This is a genomic window from Alteromonas sp. K632G, from assembly GCF_017653625.1.
In the GTDB taxonomy this organism is placed as follows: Bacteria; Pseudomonadota; Gammaproteobacteria; order Enterobacterales; family Alteromonadaceae; genus Alteromonas; species Alteromonas naphthalenivorans.
In genome coordinates this window covers 16866-31312 of the sequence record NZ_JAGGDM010000007.1, presented here as the reverse complement: position 1 = coordinate 31312, position 14447 = coordinate 16866, and the positions used below count along the sequence as shown (strand labels likewise).

16 protein-coding genes are annotated in these 14447 nt (G+C 44.1%); 7 read left to right on the top strand and 9 right to left on the bottom strand.

What is annotated here, in order from left to right; genetic code table 11:
- The first annotated feature begins 154 nt into the window (after positions 1-154).
- From J5X92_RS08370 to J5X92_RS08345, 6 genes are all read left to right on the top strand, one after another.
- Complete coding sequence (locus tag J5X92_RS08370; RefSeq protein WP_013784150.1) at positions 155-820, top strand: Bax inhibitor-1/YccA family protein; 666 nt, start codon at positions 155-157, stop codon at positions 818-820.
- A gap of 126 nt (positions 821-946) precedes the next feature.
- Positions 947-1336, top strand: coding sequence for a sulfurtransferase complex subunit TusD (gene tusD / locus J5X92_RS08365; protein WP_208805393.1), 390 nt, complete (start codon positions 947-949; stop codon positions 1334-1336).
- Positions 1336-1698, top strand: a complete 363-nt coding sequence (locus J5X92_RS08360) for a DsrE family protein (protein ID WP_013784152.1) — start codon at positions 1336-1338, stop codon at positions 1696-1698. The genes tusD and J5X92_RS08360 overlap by 1 nt, the downstream gene beginning before the upstream one ends.
- Entirely contained in the window at positions 1698-2066 is a 369-nt protein-coding gene (locus J5X92_RS08355; protein WP_208805392.1) for a DsrH/TusB family sulfur metabolism protein, read from the top strand. Before J5X92_RS08360 ends, J5X92_RS08355 begins: the two co-directional genes overlap by 1 nt.
- 55 nt (positions 2067-2121) lie before the next feature.
- Positions 2122-2469, top strand: coding sequence for a TusE/DsrC/DsvC family sulfur relay protein (locus J5X92_RS08350; RefSeq protein WP_208805391.1), 348 nt, complete (start codon positions 2122-2124; stop codon positions 2467-2469).
- A gap of 72 nt (positions 2470-2541) precedes the next feature.
- The gene (locus tag J5X92_RS08345) at positions 2542-3360 is read left to right on the top strand and encodes a Cof-type HAD-IIB family hydrolase (RefSeq protein WP_208805390.1); all 819 of its coding nucleotides are present in this window, start codon (positions 2542-2544) and stop codon (positions 3358-3360) included.
- Between the two features lie 221 nt (positions 3361-3581).
- On the opposite strand, the gene serS is transcribed toward J5X92_RS08345, so the two are convergent.
- The 6 genes from serS to lrp all read right to left on the bottom strand — a co-directional run bounded on the left by serS (position 3582) and on the right by lrp (position 10799).
- Entirely contained in the window at positions 3582-4874 is a 1293-nt protein-coding gene (gene serS / locus J5X92_RS08340) for a serine--tRNA ligase (protein ID WP_208805387.1), read from the bottom strand.
- A 10-nt stretch (positions 4875-4884) separates the two neighbouring features.
- Positions 4885-5268, bottom strand: coding sequence for a fluoride efflux transporter CrcB (gene crcB / locus J5X92_RS08335; RefSeq protein WP_126873203.1), 384 nt, complete (start codon positions 5266-5268; stop codon positions 4885-4887).
- Positions 5269-5273: 5 nt separating this feature from the next.
- Positions 5274-6608: a replication-associated recombination protein A gene (locus J5X92_RS08330; RefSeq protein ID WP_126873202.1), complete on the bottom strand. Its 1335-nt coding sequence runs from the start codon at positions 6606-6608 to the stop codon at positions 5274-5276.
- A gap of 10 nt (positions 6609-6618) precedes the next feature.
- Positions 6619-7374, bottom strand: coding sequence for an outer membrane lipoprotein chaperone LolA (lolA, locus tag J5X92_RS08325; protein WP_126873201.1), 756 nt, complete (start codon positions 7372-7374; stop codon positions 6619-6621).
- 5 nt (positions 7375-7379) lie between these two features.
- Positions 7380-10073, bottom strand: a complete 2694-nt coding sequence (locus tag J5X92_RS21420) for a DNA translocase FtsK (protein ID WP_126873200.1) — start codon at positions 10071-10073, stop codon at positions 7380-7382.
- 240 nt (positions 10074-10313) lie between these two features.
- The gene (gene lrp / locus J5X92_RS08315) at positions 10314-10799 is read right to left on the bottom strand and encodes a leucine-responsive transcriptional regulator Lrp (protein ID WP_013784161.1); all 486 of its coding nucleotides are present in this window, start codon (positions 10797-10799) and stop codon (positions 10314-10316) included.
- A gap of 146 nt (positions 10800-10945) precedes the next feature.
- Between lrp and ald the strand changes: the two genes are divergently transcribed.
- A complete protein-coding gene (gene ald, locus J5X92_RS08310) occupies positions 10946-12076 on the top strand; it encodes an alanine dehydrogenase (protein ID WP_013784162.1) in 1131 nt (376 codons plus the stop codon).
- A 146-nt stretch (positions 12077-12222) separates the two neighbouring features.
- Here the strand turns inward: ald and pyrF are convergent, their stop codons facing one another.
- The 3 genes from pyrF to J5X92_RS08295 are packed head-to-tail and all read right to left on the bottom strand — an operon-like array spanning position 12223 to position 14354.
- The gene (gene pyrF / locus J5X92_RS08305) at positions 12223-12918 is read right to left on the bottom strand and encodes an orotidine-5'-phosphate decarboxylase (protein ID WP_013784163.1); all 696 of its coding nucleotides are present in this window, start codon (positions 12916-12918) and stop codon (positions 12223-12225) included.
- Between the two features lie 7 nt (positions 12919-12925).
- Entirely contained in the window at positions 12926-14095 is a 1170-nt protein-coding gene (lapB, locus tag J5X92_RS08300) for a lipopolysaccharide assembly protein LapB (protein WP_208805385.1), read from the bottom strand.
- 1 nt (position 14096) lies between these two features.
- On the bottom strand, positions 14097-14354 hold the full coding sequence (locus J5X92_RS08295; RefSeq protein WP_041452528.1) for a lipopolysaccharide assembly protein LapA domain-containing protein: 258 nt from the start codon (positions 14352-14354) through the stop codon (positions 14097-14099).
- Between the last annotated feature and the right edge of the window lie 93 nt (positions 14355-14447).

Sequence of the window (14447 nt, the reverse complement as noted above, 5' to 3'; positions counted from 1 at the left end):
TTAGTGCGCTAATTGCGCGGTTGACACGTAATTCATACTTACTAACACTATTTTCATTTAAAACTACTTGAAAATGGGAACTAAAACCCATACAACATACACTAATAGTTAGTTTACCGTTTTGGTTAAAGACAAAGTCCTTTTGGAGGAAACAATGGATCAACGTTCGATGTATTCAAGTGCATCTCAACCATCAGTGTTGCAAACGAACAAGGTTTTGCGCAACACCTATATGCTGCTTGCGATGACACTAGCGTTCAGTGCGGTTTGTGCTGGTGTTGCCATGGCTGTAGGTATTTCTCCTATGATGTCACTAGGCATGACCATTGGTGCATTCATTACTTTATTTGTTGTACAAAAGAAAGCTGAATCAGCTTCAGGTATTTATTGGGTATTTTTGTTCACCGGTTTAATGGGTGCTTCATTAGGTTACACGCTTAACTTCTATTTAGGTGTAGCAGGCCCAGGCTTAATTATGGAGGCGTTAGGTGCTACAGCGTTAGTCTTCTTCGCACTTTCTGGTTATGCACTTACTACCAAAAAAGATTTCTCGTTTATGGGCGGCTTCTTGGTTGTAGGTTTAGTTGTTGTGATTGTAGCGGCCATTGCGAATATGTTTTTCGCAGTACCGGCGGTAAGCTTGGCGATTAGTGCAGCTATCGTATTTATTATGTCTGGTTTCATCTTGTTTGATACAAGCCGTATCATCAACGGTGGCGAGACAAACTACATCCGCGCAACGGTTTCTTTGTACTTGAACATTTATAACTTGTTCACGTCTATGCTTCACCTTCTAGGTGCATTTGGCGGCGACGACTAAGTTCAACGCAAACGTTAAAGAAGACACCCCGTAACTGGGGTGTTTTTGTTTTTACGGCGCAGTTTTTATTACTAGAATAAACCTTAGATTTATCACTAAATTAATCACCAACCATATTGTAGAGTCATGGCACACTATTCAATTTTAGTAACAAGCTCCCCTTATGAAGGTCAACACGCACAACGTGCGGTTTCCTTTATCAATAGTGCTATTGCACAGGGGCATACTGTTAATAACGTCTTCTTCTATGGCCAAGGTGTGCATCATGCTAATGGCTTCATGGTAGAAGTGGGCGATGAATTTTATCCACTGGCTGCGTGGCAAGCGCTTAAAAACGATCATAACGTTACCCTACTCCTTTGTATTACTGCCGCAGTTAAACGTGGAATTGTTGGTGAGCAGGAAGCTGCTAGCGCCGGGGTATCAGGTGCTAATGTGGCAGAGGGTTTTGAACAGGCTGGTTTAGGTGAATTTTTTACCGCGCTTCACGATTGCGATAAGGTGGCACAATTTTAATGGCTACTTTACTGATTCGATTTACGCAAACCCCTTATCAATCTAGCACCAGCCAAGATGGGCTGGACTTTGCACTCGCTGCCACCAACTATGGCCATGAGATCATTGTGCTGTTCGAACAACAAGGTGTATTGCAGCTAACTAAAACTGAATCTGTTCGCGGAACAAAAAACCACAGTAAACGGTTAGGCTCCCTGCCCTTTTTCGATATTGAAGAATGTTACGTTTGCGAAGAAAGTTTAAAGCAGTCGCCTCTAGCTAACCAAAAACATGAGTTAATAGCGCAACTAGATGCTTCACTGTTATCAATTGATGAAAAGCTAGCACTGTGTGCGCGTGTAGACCATGTGGTGACCTTCTAATGCTCTTTATTGTAAAATCTTACCCGCTAAGTGCTGTAGCGGTTAAAACCCTTCAACAGGCGTTTATAAGTACTGATTCTGCCAACGCAGTTGTGCTAGTAGACGACGGTGTGTATTACACCCAACAGACTGGTCACGGTCTGTTGAGCAGTTTATCGAACACAATAAATGCCGGTGAAGCTATGCACAGTGCAACAAGCCTATTTGCCCTACAAGATGATATGGCGCTGCGTGGGCTATTCCATAAAGCGAGTCAAGCGCTTAGCCATGAAGCGAGTAGCGAAGACAATACGGAATCTGTCACACCAATATCGATGGATAAATTTGTAGCACTGACTGATACTTTTTATCCAGCTGTGCTCTTATAGGTGCGCTAATAGAAGCACTTACAAAACCTTATGCGTCAATTACAGAGCGTTATTAATGACCCAAGAACAGTTTCATTTTGAATTTAACGGCACTACCATCCCTACTGACAAGGCAGGCTATCTGCTTGATCACACCTTGTGGAATGAAGACATGGTGCCAACGCTAGCAGCAAACGAAAACATTACGCTTAGTGAGCCTCATTGGGAAGTTATTCGCTTTGTACGTCACTTTTATGAAGAGTTTGAAACTAGCCCTGCTATTCGTGCGCTTGTGAAAGCGATGGCAGCTAAATATGGGCCAGAAAAAGGTAATAGCCGTTATTTACAACGTTTGTTCCCTAAAGGCCCAGCCAAGCAAGCTACCAAACTTGCTGGGTTACCGAAGCCTGCAAAGTGCTTGTAAAAAGTGCTTGTAAAACCGGTTTACGCTAGCGCAAACGCTTAGGCACTTATTAAGGTTAACGAGGAGCAACACATGGATCTTATCTTCTTCGATTTAGACGGGACGCTGTTAAATAGCGAATCACAAATTTCAAACTATACCCGTGAGACCTTAGCCCTGCTGAAACAGAACGGCATTGCTTATACAGTGGCGACGGGCAGAACCATGCTGTCCGCTAACAGTATTATTGCAGAAGATAACTTTCTGCTGCCCCATATTTATAATAACGGTGTGGCTATATGGGACCCAACAGCCAATGCATTAACCCTCGAAAACCTAGTCAATACTAATGAGCTTGAATTCATTATTCATCTTGCGCATCAAAATGATATCACCCCTTTTGTTAACGTTATTGATGGCACATCTCATGTTGTTTATCACCCCACGGCAAAACACCCAATAGAACAAAATTTACTAGACAAATATTTTAAAAAGACGAACGCAATACTTCGCCCGATAAGCCAACTTTCCCTTTCCGCTAAAATAACCAACATCAGTATGATTGGCGACAATTCAACGGTTAGGAATATGTGGAAAACCATTAACGACGTTGAAAACCTTATTGCGTATTCAGGGCCCGCAATAGAGGGAAATTCTTTTAGTTGGATGGATATTCACCACCGTGCAGCAAGTAAAGGTAGTGCGGTCATGAATTTGAAACAACAACTGGGTGCTACCAATGTTATTTGTTTTGGCGACAGCGACAACGATTTAAGCATGTTTGAATTGGCTAATGAATGTTACGCCCCCGACAACGCTAAGACTGTTATCAAAAACGCAGCCAGTGAAGTGATTGGACATCATAATGAAGACGGTGTAGCGCGCTTTCTCAGGCAGCGATTTTCACTTTAATTAACAAGTACTAAACGGTAATTCCAATGCACGAAGCCATTTGCCTTTAGCTATTTATATCCCACATATATCACACATACAAATAAGCTCGCAGATAGAACATCTACGAGCTTAAAAATAGTCATTAAATATGAAATGTAAGTTGTGGCTCTAGACCTTAAAGGCTATGCCTCAAAGTGCATGCCTCAAAGTGCATGCCTCAAAGCGCATGCCTTAAAGGCTTACGCTTTTATCACTTCTACACCATTCATATAAGGTACAAGGGCTTTAGGTACCGTTACACTTCCGTCGGCTTGTTGGTAGTTTTCTAAAATAGCCACCAACGTGCGGCCAACTGCTAAACCAGAACCATTCAATGTATGAAGCAACTCAGGCTTGTTCGTTTCTGGGTTTCTGAAGCGGGCTTGCATACGTCTGGCCTGAAAATCTACCATGTTTGAACATGATGAAATTTCACGATACGTATTTTGCGCTGGCAACCATACTTCTAAGTCGTAGGTTTTACATGCGCCAAAGCCCATGTCACCAGTACAAAGCAACACTTTACGGTATGGCAATTCAAGCTTCTGTAAAATAGTTTCTGCGTGCTGAGTAAGTTCCTCTAACGCATCGAAACTATCTTCAGGCTTCACTAGCTGTACAAGCTCAACTTTGTCGAACTGATGCTGACGAATCAAACCACGGGTATCACGGCCATACGAGCCTGCTTCTGAACGAAAGCAAGGAGTATGCGCAGTCATTTTAATCGGTAGCGATTTCTCGTCTAGAATTTCATCACGGGCAATATTCGTTAACGGCACTTCTGCCGTTGGAATAAGTGAAAGCCCTTGGCCTTCTTCTGTTGCTGGCTGCGTATGAAATAAGTCTTCACCAAATTTAGGTAATTGCCCTGTGCCATACAGGCTGTCAGCGTTTACCAAAAACGGCACGTACATTTCATCGTAACCATGTTCGGTGGTGTGAACATCCAACATGAACTGGGCAATAGCACGGTTTAAGCGAGCCATCTCACGGCGCATCACTACAAAGCGACTGCCTGTTAATTTAGTTGCCGTAGCAAAATCTAAGCTGTTATTTAGCCCTTCACCAATATCAACGTGATCTTTCACGTCAAAATCGAAAGCGCGTGGCTCGCCCCAACGTGAAATCTCCACGTTGTCGTCTTCGTCTTTACCTTCAGGTACCGACTCATGCGGTAAGTTAGGAATGCCTTGGGTAAAGGCAGTGATTTCATCAAGCAATACTGTTAGTTCAGCTTTAGCCGCATCTAAGTCATCGCCTAATTTGCCCACTTCTGCCAACAAAGACGCAATATCTTCACCTTGTGACTTTGCTTTACCAATGGACTTACTTCGAACATTACGTTCGTTCTGCAGATCCTGTGTTTTGGACTGAAGTGTTTTTCTTTTTTCTTCTAGCGAGTTAAATGTTGCTACATCGAGGTTATAACCACGGGCAGCCAAACGCTTGGCAGTTTCTTCTATATCGCTTCGTAAACACTTTGGATCTAACATGTGTTCCTACTTATCCTTTCATGAGTTCAATAGCCAGCCAACCTGCTAATAAGCAAGCGCCAACGTTAAGAAATATGTTAGCAATGGCTTTTAACCACAGCTCGTTTTCTAATAATGTGAGCGTTTCCACAGAGAATGTTGAAAATGTAGTAAACGCGCCCAACAACCCTACCCCAATTAATGCACGAAAGGGAGAGTCGGTTAATTCGTTGCGCTCAATAAAGCCGTATAGCGTAACTAAAGCAAATGAGCCTACAACGTTCACCGCTAGTGTACCAAAGGGCATATTTTTTCCAAACCAAGAATCTATGGTTGTGGTACAAAAATAACGCAAGCAAGCGCCAATTGCTCCGCCTGCTGCAATATAGCAGTATAAAATAACGCCTTGGGGCACAATATTCACCGTTTCTGATTATTTTGCGCGCTGCGCGCAGCTAAGTTAAGTTGATCTAAATAGTCACGTTTTGCTTTAAGCGCTTTCTCTAACCCGCGTTCGTTAGGCTCGTATAAACGAGTGCCTACAATGCTATCGGGCAAGTAAACCTCTCCTGCGGCAAAAGCATTAGGTTCGTTATGGGCATACCGATAGCCGTCGCCATGGCCTAAGTCTTTCATTAAGTCAGTTGGCGCATTACGTAAATGCATGGGAACCGGTGCATCTGAAGTTTTTCGAGCTAATGCTTTAGCCTGGCTAAATGCCATATAAACAGCATTACTCTTTGCCGCTAAGGCACAATAAACAGCAGCTTGCGCTATTGCACGTTCACCTTCAGCAGGCCCTACGCGATGAAAGGTATCCCAGGCGTTTATGCTTAACTGCATGGCTCTAGGGTCGGCATTGCCTATATCTTCCGAAGCAATGGCCAATAATCGCCTAGCGACATACAGCGCGTCACCACCACCGTCTAATATACGAGCGTACCAATATAATGCAGCATCAGGGTCTGAACCCCGTACCGACTTATGAAACGCCGATATTAAGTCATAAAATGTATCACCTTTATTGTCGTAGCTGGCAATTTTTTCGCCTACGGCTTGTTCAATATCGGCAATAGAAATAACACTGTTCTCGGTAAAGTCGGCTGCTAGCTCTAAATACGTAAGTAACCTTCGACCATCGCCGCCGCACAACCCTAATAAGGCGTTACTGGCATCTTCCTCAATGCTTAATTGGCGTGAACCTAGCCCTTTCTCTTCGTCGGTTAGCGCGCGTTGCATTAATTCAGCAAGCGCCTCTTGTTCTAACGCTTTAAGTACGTAAACCCGAACACGAGAAAGCAATGCATTATTTAATTCAAATGAGGGGTTTTCAGTGGTGGCACCAATAAAAGTGACGGTGCCAGATTCTACAAAGGGTAAAAACGCATCTTGCTGGCTTTTGTTGAACCTATGTACTTCGTCCACAAACAGCAAGGTACGTTGGTTATAGCGAGAGTTTTCTTTTGCGGCATCCATTGCAGCACGAATATCTTTAACACCAGAAGTTACCGCTGAAATGCGAATAACCGAAGCATTGGTATAGGTGGCAATAAGCTCGGCTAACGTTGTTTTACCCGTACCTGGCGGGCCCCATAAAATCATAGAATGGCAATGGCCTGCTTCTAACATTTTACGTAGCGGTTTGTTGGTGCCTAATAGGTGCGACTGGCCGGCATACTCATCTATGGTAACTGGCCGCAATTTAGCTGCTAGTGGCGCGAAAGGTTCAAGCGGTTCTTTATTATCGTTAATCATCTATTCTTTGCTATCGCTGATCATCAATAATATAGCTTTGCGGCACGTCTACAGAGAATAGGTTATCTTTAGCAGTATCAATAGCAAAATCTAAGTCTTGGTTGCTAAACACTAACGCACTGGTTTGGTCTTGTGCATCAAGCATATCAAGTGTCGACAGAATACCGTCGCTGTTGAACCCTAATGTCAGTGACTTTATTTGGCCATCTGTCGATTTAGGCACAATTTGGTATTGCTCTAACGTTGAACTGGCCTTCGCGTCATCAAGCTTACTGATCACAAAGCTATTCCAGGTTTCATCGTCGTTAGCCGTTAATAAAACAATAGGATTGTCTTTAATCGCTTGGTCTTGCGAAATAATAGTCACCTGCTCAACAAAGGTATCGATATTCCAAACCGCTTCACCATCGGCAATCAGCAAGGTTTCATCAGGAAAGGTGGTTTCCCAGCGAAGTTTATTGGGGCGCATCATGGTTAGGGTACCTTGCGCTTCATGCACAATATTACCTTGGGCATCCGTTACCGTTTGGTTAAAAGCAGCTTGGTATTGCTGTAAGCCATGTAGGCGTTTTTTTAAAAGTACATTCGCATCATCTGCTTTTGAAATTTGTTCAGCACTGTGAGAGGTAAATTCAGGCTTTGTTGCAGATTCAACCACCACTGCGGCCTCACCACTGATATCATTAATTGCCTCTACTGGCATTGCAGATAAGCTTAACGGCGCCGTTAGCGCCATTGCCATCATAATAGGTACTACTTTGTTCATTCTTTTTAATCCTTAGGCGCTGGCGGAGCTAATACTTCGCGGTTACCGTTGTGACCCTGTGCACTTACGACGCCACTAGATTCCATTTGTTCCACCAATCGTGCGGCGCGATTGTAACCAATTCTGAATTTGCGTTGCACACTAGAGACACTTGCCCTTCTTGTTTCGGTAACAAAGGCGACGGCTTCATCATAAAATGCATCAAATTCTTGATCTTCACCTTCGGCTTGTTCGCCGGGTAAAAGTACCTCGGCGGACGCTTCACCATTTAATATTTCATCAATATATTTAGGTGCACCACGACGCTTCCAATCTGCTACAACAGCATGAACTTCATGGTCGTCTACAAACGCGCCGTGCACACGTGTAGGTACTGGGCTACCTGGTGGCAAGTACAACATATCACCCATACCTAGCAGTGCTTCAGCACCTTGCTGGTCTAAAATAGTTCGTGAATCAATTTTACTGGAAACTTGGAATGCAATACGCGTTGGAATATTCGCTTTAATCAGGCCGGTAATAACATCTACCGAAGGTCGCTGCGTAGCCAAAACTAAATGAATACCAGCTGCTCGGGCTTTTTGCGCAATACGAGCAATAAGCTCTTCCACCTTTTTACCTACAATCATCATCATGTCGGCGAATTCATCTACCACAACCACAATAGCAGGCAGCTTTTCTAAATCAGGCGCATGGGGCTCCATGCTTTCTTCACTCTTCCACAACGGATCTTGAATAGGCGTACCAGCAGCAATCGCTTCTTCCACTTTTGCGTTGTAGCCTTTTAGGTTTCTTACCCCTAAGGCACTCATCAAGCGATAACGACGCTCCATCTCGCCTACACACCAACGAAGGGCGTTGGCCGCTTCTTTCATGTCGGTTACCACTTCGGCAAGCAGATGCGGAATGCCTTCATATACCGATAGCTCAAGCATTTTCGGGTCTATCATGATCATACGTACATCTTCTGGCGTGCTCTTATAAAGCAAGCTTAAGATCATAACGTTAACCCCAACCGATTTACCTGACCCCGTTGTACCTGCCACCAACAAATGAGGCATTTTAGCCAAATCTACTATCACAGGCTTACCGGAAATATCTGCACCTAACACCATGGTAAGCGGTGAACTATTGCGCTGGAATGCATCGCCGCCAATCACTTCACTTAAACGCACCATTTCACGTTTTTTGTTTGGAAGCTCTAAGCCTATAACAGATTTACCTGGAATAACTTCTACTACACGCACCGATATGGCCGACATGGCGCGTGCTAAATCTTTAGATAGCCCCGTAATTTTGCTTACCTTCACCCCAGGCGCTAAATCTAGCTCGAAACGCGTAATTACAGGGCCGGGATAAACACCCACTACCGTGGCTTCAATATTAAAGTCAGCCAGTTTCTCTTCAACTAGCCTTGAAATACCGTCTATCTCTTCCTGAGTGAGAGGGTTTTCGTGTTTATCTGCACGCTCAAGCAAGTCGAACGAAGGCATAGCCGTAATAGGTTCGCTCCCCTCCCCTTCATGACGAGTAATGGATTTTGCTCCCATCGCCACTGGTGTAAAGGGTTGATGTACTGGCTTAGGCGCTGGCTGTGGTGCTGGTGCTGATTCGGGAGCAGGCGCAGGCTGCGCGTCTAATGGCTCTGCATTAACAGGCTCAGCAGTGTGTTGTGCCTCAGTCGCTTGCGCTTCATCTAACGTATCGGTTTGCGATATATCGAAGGTTGGCTCAATCATTTCATCAGACTGCGACTGAGTATCTTGGCGATTAACTGCAGCTTCGTCATTACTAGAAGGCTTGGCTTCTTTCACTTTATTGCGCACTGCTTCACGCATACCAGATAAAGAAAAACTCGACTTAGGTTTGCTTTCACTATCAGTATTATCAGGCGTGTGGCGCTGTGTTTCAAAAGGCGGAACATCGTCATCATCAAACACATCATCAGGAACACCAAATGAAGGTTCACTTCGCTCTGCCTGAGGTGGCGGCGTATAGACAGGTTCAGGTGTTTCTGCGGGCTCGGCACGCATGCTGGTTATGTCTAATTCATCATTTTCAGACTTTGCACTACGAGAAGGAAGCGCAAGCCTTGGCATATCGAGCGCAAGTGCCTGTTGGGGTAAAGAGACACATTTGCGCCCAAACCAAAGCGTCATTTCACCAAGTCTGTCTACAATACTTAACCAGCTAATACCCGTGAGTAAAGTAAAGCCGGTACAGAAAAAACACAAAAGCAATAAAATAGTGCCTGCGGTATTAAAGTACGGCACAAGGGCTGAACTAATAACATCGCCAACAAAGCCGCCGGCAGAAAAGTTGTATATGTCGTCAAAATTTATACTGGCAATTCCCGTGGCACCCAGTGCCATCAATAAACCACCAATAATTCGTAAACCAATTGTGAGGTAATCGAACTCTTCCAAGGCTTTTATGTGCTGGAATAAGAACCAACCTAAAAAGGCGGCACCAAAAGGCAGTAGGTAAGCTAAAAAGCCAAAAGAGAAAAGTAATAAATCTGCACTCCACGCGCCGGTAGACCCTACCCAGTTATGTACGTCTAATTGCAAGCCGGCTTGGCTCCAGCCAGGGTCGCCCGGATGAAAAGATACTAATGCCAGCAATAAGAAAAAGGCGAAGACACAGGCTATTATCATGCCGGCTTCCCAAATTCGCTGAATCCCTGTTAATTGCGTCATAACCCTAAGTCACTTATTAAACTAAATTGATGTTTCGATGTTGTGATAATTCTACCGATAAAGAAGAATACAAATGCAGTGCCAATATTATCGTAATGTTTTCAATAAGTAATTTATTAATAAGGTGTATTACAAATCGGTTTACATACACCCACTATTGCAGGCGAAATTCACATTAACAATAACCACTGTATTTTTGCACAGCCTATCACAAATGCCCATAATTGAGCCATGCTTTCATTACTTCAAATTAATCCGAAGTGATGTTGTACTTTTCACTTCTTCCATGACTACATAGGTTCGTGACTCACTCACACCTGGAAGGCGCAGTAAGGTGTCGCCCAATAATCTACGGTAACTCGACATGTCTGCAACCCGAGCTTTAAGTAAGAAGTCAAAATCCCCTGACACAAGGTGACACTCTTGTATATCGTCATGGAGCCTAACTGCCGCAGAAAATTCTGCGAAGATATCTACTGACGTCTTCGTTAACGTTATTTCTACAAAAACGAGCATGGCAGCGCCCAGTTTTTCTGGATCAACCACTGCATGGTAGCCTTTTATATAGCCTTGGCTCTCTAAACGCTTAACGCGCTCTAAACAAGGACTAGGGCTCAAGCCCACGTCTTTAGCCAATTCCACGTTTGATATGCGCCCGTTTTTTTGTAGTGAAATCAGTATATTCCTGTCTATTCGGTCAAGGTGTTTTGGGGTTTTTACCAGCATATTTTATTCCGACTAAATGACACAAAGCCAGATTATATGCTGCAACTCATATTTTTTCAGCACATAGTTCGTTTTTATCTCACGTATACTGAATCAAATAATAATCGGCAAGTGAGCCACTGGGCTAATCAATTAGAGGAAAAGTTATGTTAATCGGTGTACCAAAAGAAATTAAGAACCATGAATATCGCGTTGGCTTAACGCCTGCGGCAGTGAAAGAATTTACCAGTCATGGTCATTCAGTGTTAGTTGAGACGCTAGCCGGTGATGCAATTGGTTTTACCGATGAAATGTACGTTGAAGCTGGTGCTTCTATCGCATCTACTGCTGAGCAAGTTTTCGCTGAAGCAGAAATGATTATTAAAGTGAAAGAACCACAAACAAATGAATGTAAAATGCTTCGTAAAGGCCAAACCCTTTACACTTATCTTCATTTAGCCCCTGATCCTACGCAAACAGAGCTTCTTATTGCTTCTGGCGCAACCTGTATCGCTTACGAAACCGTAACCGACGACCGTGGTGGCTTGCCATTATTAGCGCCAATGAGCGAAGTGGCTGGCCGTATGTCAGTTCAAGCCGGTGCACATTATTTAGAAAAAGCACATGGCGGCAGCGGCACCCTTCTAGGCGGCGTTCCTGGCGTAGCACCGGGTAAAGTACTTATTATTGGTGGCGGTGTTGTAGGAACGCAAGCAGCTAAAATGGCTTTAGGCCTAGGCGCTGACGTTACTATTCTAGACCGTTCACTTCCTCGCCTTCGTCAGTTAGATGACATTTTTAATGGCCAAGTTAAAACGGTTTACTCAACAGTTGATGCTATTGAACATTACTCTTCAAAAGCTGATCTTGTTGTTGGCGCCGTACTTATTCCTGGCGCAGCAGCACCTAAGCTTCTTAACCGCGAACAAATAGCAGCCATGAAGCCAGGCTCTGTGTTGGTTGATGTTGCTATCGACCAAGGTGGTTGTTTTGAAACCTCTAAAGCCACTACACACCAAGACCCTGTATACATCATCGACGACGTAGTGCATTACTGTGTTGCGAATATGCCAGGTGGTGTTGCACGTACTTCAACGATGGCCCTTAACAATGCAACCCTTCCGTTTGGTTTAGCATTAGCGAATAAAGGCCCTGCTAAAGCCATGCTTGAAGATAAGCATTTATTGAACGGTCTTAACGTTCATGAAGGCAAAGTAACTTATAAAGCAGTCGTTGACGCATTAGGTGAAAAGTTAGGTTTAACTTATACACCTGCACAAGAAGCACTTAACGCGTAAGTAAATGTTTGGCTTGCTAGTACTTATATAAGTGCTAGCAAATAAAAACGCCCAGTAAGTGGTTAGCATATTGAATGCGTCACTACTGGGCGTTTTTTTGTATGTATTCGTTTGCTACTATTTGCTTGAAGTTAGCTAGTGGGCAACTAACTAATAGAGGCGTTTACCTGCTTTAACACATCCATAGGGTCGCTAGCTTGCGTAATTGGTCTTCCCATCACTAAATAACTTACGCCACTGTCGATTGCTTCTGGCGGCGTCATCACACGTTTTTGATCGCCCGCGTCACTCCCCTTAGGGCGTATGCCAGGAGTCACCAACAAAAAGTCTTCGCCAATTTCATTACGTAGCATCACGGCTTCTTTAGCAGAACACACCACACCATCTAAACCCGCTTGGGCAGTTAACGATGCTAGGCGCAACACTTGTTGCTCGGGCGTTACATTATCAATCACGCCGCTTAGCTGCGATTGATCCATGCTGGTAAGCACAGTAACCGCAATTAATTTGGTTTCAGGACGGCTACTTTGCGCAATACCTTCTTTGGCTGCCTGCATCATTGGAAGTCCACCGCTGGCGTGCACGTTTACCATCCACACGCCAAGTTCAGCGGCTGCTTTACACGCTTTACCTACGGTATTAGGGATATCATGAAATTTCAAATCAAGGAAAACGTCAAAGCCTTTCGCCACTAAAGATTTTACAAACTCAGGGCCAAATAAGGTGAACATTTCTTTGCCCACTTTAACTTTACACAGGCTGGGATCTAATTGGTCTACAAACGAAAGTGCTTGTTCTTGGTTGTCATAGTCGAGTGCAACAATAACGCGAGGTTCTTGCATGGTGAAGTTATTCTCCGTCTAGCCCTTTTATTGGTTTTACTACGCCCCATTTTTTACACGAAGGACATAGCCAGTAGAGTTTACGCCCAGAAAACCCGCAGCTATGGCAGCGGTATTTAGGGCGTTGCAACATTTGCTTTTCTACCAATTCTTTTAATATACGTAAGCTCTCTGCTGAGGTCTTATCGTCTAACTGGCCGATATACAACCCCATTAAGGTTTTGAAGCCACGCATGGTTGGGCGTTTACGTAATTGTTCTAATAGGTAATCCGCCGCTTGCGTGGTATCGCCTTTTTTCAACAATACATCAACCATGGCAAGGTACGAGGTTGCACATTCTTGCCAATGGGCTTCTAAGCTTTCTGCGAAATTATCCCAGTCACCGGTTTCTTCCGCAATTTTTTCTAAACTGGGAACCGCTTCACTGAACCAATTAATGTCACGCTCTGCCACTTGCACAAAATACGCCCGTGCGTCGCTGTAACGTTGTTGTTGAAGTGCAAGCTGCCCAAGCATTAACCACGGCCTTACCGCATGCTCATCGGCGTTAACGGCCTTTTGAAGCAAGGACAACGCAGAGCCCTGATCATCGTCTTTTAGCTTCGCTACCGCATGCTCACAATAAAAATGCGCTAAGCGTTCGCACACATCATCGTTGTCGCCATGGCATTCCACCATGCGCTCGGCAAGCTCAATGGCTCTGTCCCACTCTTTGGTGGTTTGGTAAATACTAAATAGCTGTGTTTGCGCCACCAAATAGTGCTTGTCGCTATTAAGCAATTGAAGAAAGGCGTTTTCAGCCCGTTCTAAGAAACCAGCGTGAGTGTAATCATGGCCAAGTTCTTTTAACGCGCTTTCACGTTGCGTAGGTTGCAGCTCGTCTCGGCTTACTAGGTTTTGGTGAACCTTTATGGCTCTGTCTATTTCGCCGCGGTGGCGAAAGAAGCTGCCCATCGCAATGTGAGTTTCAACCGTATCGCTGTTCACATTAATCATTTTGATTAAGGTGTCTACCGCTTTATCTGGTTGATCGGAAAGGAGGAAGTTTAAGCCTTTATAATAATGCTTAGAAAGAATACTAGACTGTTTACGTTGTGCTTGGCGAACACTGTTACGGCCCATAATCCATCCGTAACCTGCTGCAACAGGCAAAAGTAAAAACAGCAGTTCGAGCATATTAGTGTTCTTTTTTCAGGCTATTGATTTTTGAGTTCGCCGACAACAACTGCACGCGTAAACGCAACCAGCTTGCTGACATAATAAGTATCCCGACTAACACACCCAAAGAAAGCGCAATAGCAATAAGGGTGGAAACCCGCATGTTAGCTTGAGCAATAAGATAGTTAACGGTGATATAGGCTTCGTTTTGTGTGCCAATGACAAAAGCAAATGTCAGTAATACCAAAATGGCGAGTATTGTGAGGATCCCTTTCAAGACCAAACCCTTCTTGTACGTAATTAATAAAGAATAGCAAAATGCAGCAAGAGATAACACCAAAACCCAAGGTTTTAGTTGTGCTTACTTAGC

Coding starts and splice junctions, on each gene's coding strand:
- J5X92_RS08370 (WP_013784150.1), top strand. CDS start 155: ATGGATCAACGTTCGATGTATTCAAGTGCATCTCAACCATCAGTGTTG.
- tusD (WP_208805393.1), top strand. CDS start 947: ATGGCACACTATTCAATTTTAGTAACAAGCTCCCCTTATGAAGGTCAA.
- J5X92_RS08360 (WP_013784152.1), top strand. CDS start 1,336: ATGGCTACTTTACTGATTCGATTTACGCAAACCCCTTATCAATCTAGC.
- J5X92_RS08355 (WP_208805392.1), top strand. CDS start 1,698: ATGCTCTTTATTGTAAAATCTTACCCGCTAAGTGCTGTAGCGGTTAAA.
- J5X92_RS08350 (WP_208805391.1), top strand. CDS start 2,122: ATGACCCAAGAACAGTTTCATTTTGAATTTAACGGCACTACCATCCCT.
- J5X92_RS08345 (WP_208805390.1), top strand. CDS start 2,542: ATGGATCTTATCTTCTTCGATTTAGACGGGACGCTGTTAAATAGCGAA.
- serS (WP_208805387.1), bottom strand. CDS start 4,874: ATGTTAGATCCAAAGTGTTTACGAAGCGATATAGAAGAAACTGCCAAG.
- J5X92_RS08330 (WP_126873202.1), bottom strand. CDS start 6,608: ATGATTAACGATAATAAAGAACCGCTTGAACCTTTCGCGCCACTAGCA.
- lolA (WP_126873201.1), bottom strand. CDS start 7,374: ATGAACAAAGTAGTACCTATTATGATGGCAATGGCGCTAACGGCGCCG.
- J5X92_RS21420 (WP_126873200.1), bottom strand. CDS start 10,073: ATGACGCAATTAACAGGGATTCAGCGAATTTGGGAAGCCGGCATGATA.
- lrp (WP_013784161.1), bottom strand. CDS start 10,799: ATGCTGGTAAAAACCCCAAAACACCTTGACCGAATAGACAGGAATATA.
- ald (WP_013784162.1), top strand. CDS start 10,946: ATGTTAATCGGTGTACCAAAAGAAATTAAGAACCATGAATATCGCGTT.
- pyrF (WP_013784163.1), bottom strand. CDS start 12,918: ATGCAAGAACCTCGCGTTATTGTTGCACTCGACTATGACAACCAAGAA.
- lapB (WP_208805385.1), bottom strand. CDS start 14,095: ATGCTCGAACTGCTGTTTTTACTTTTGCCTGTTGCAGCAGGTTACGGA.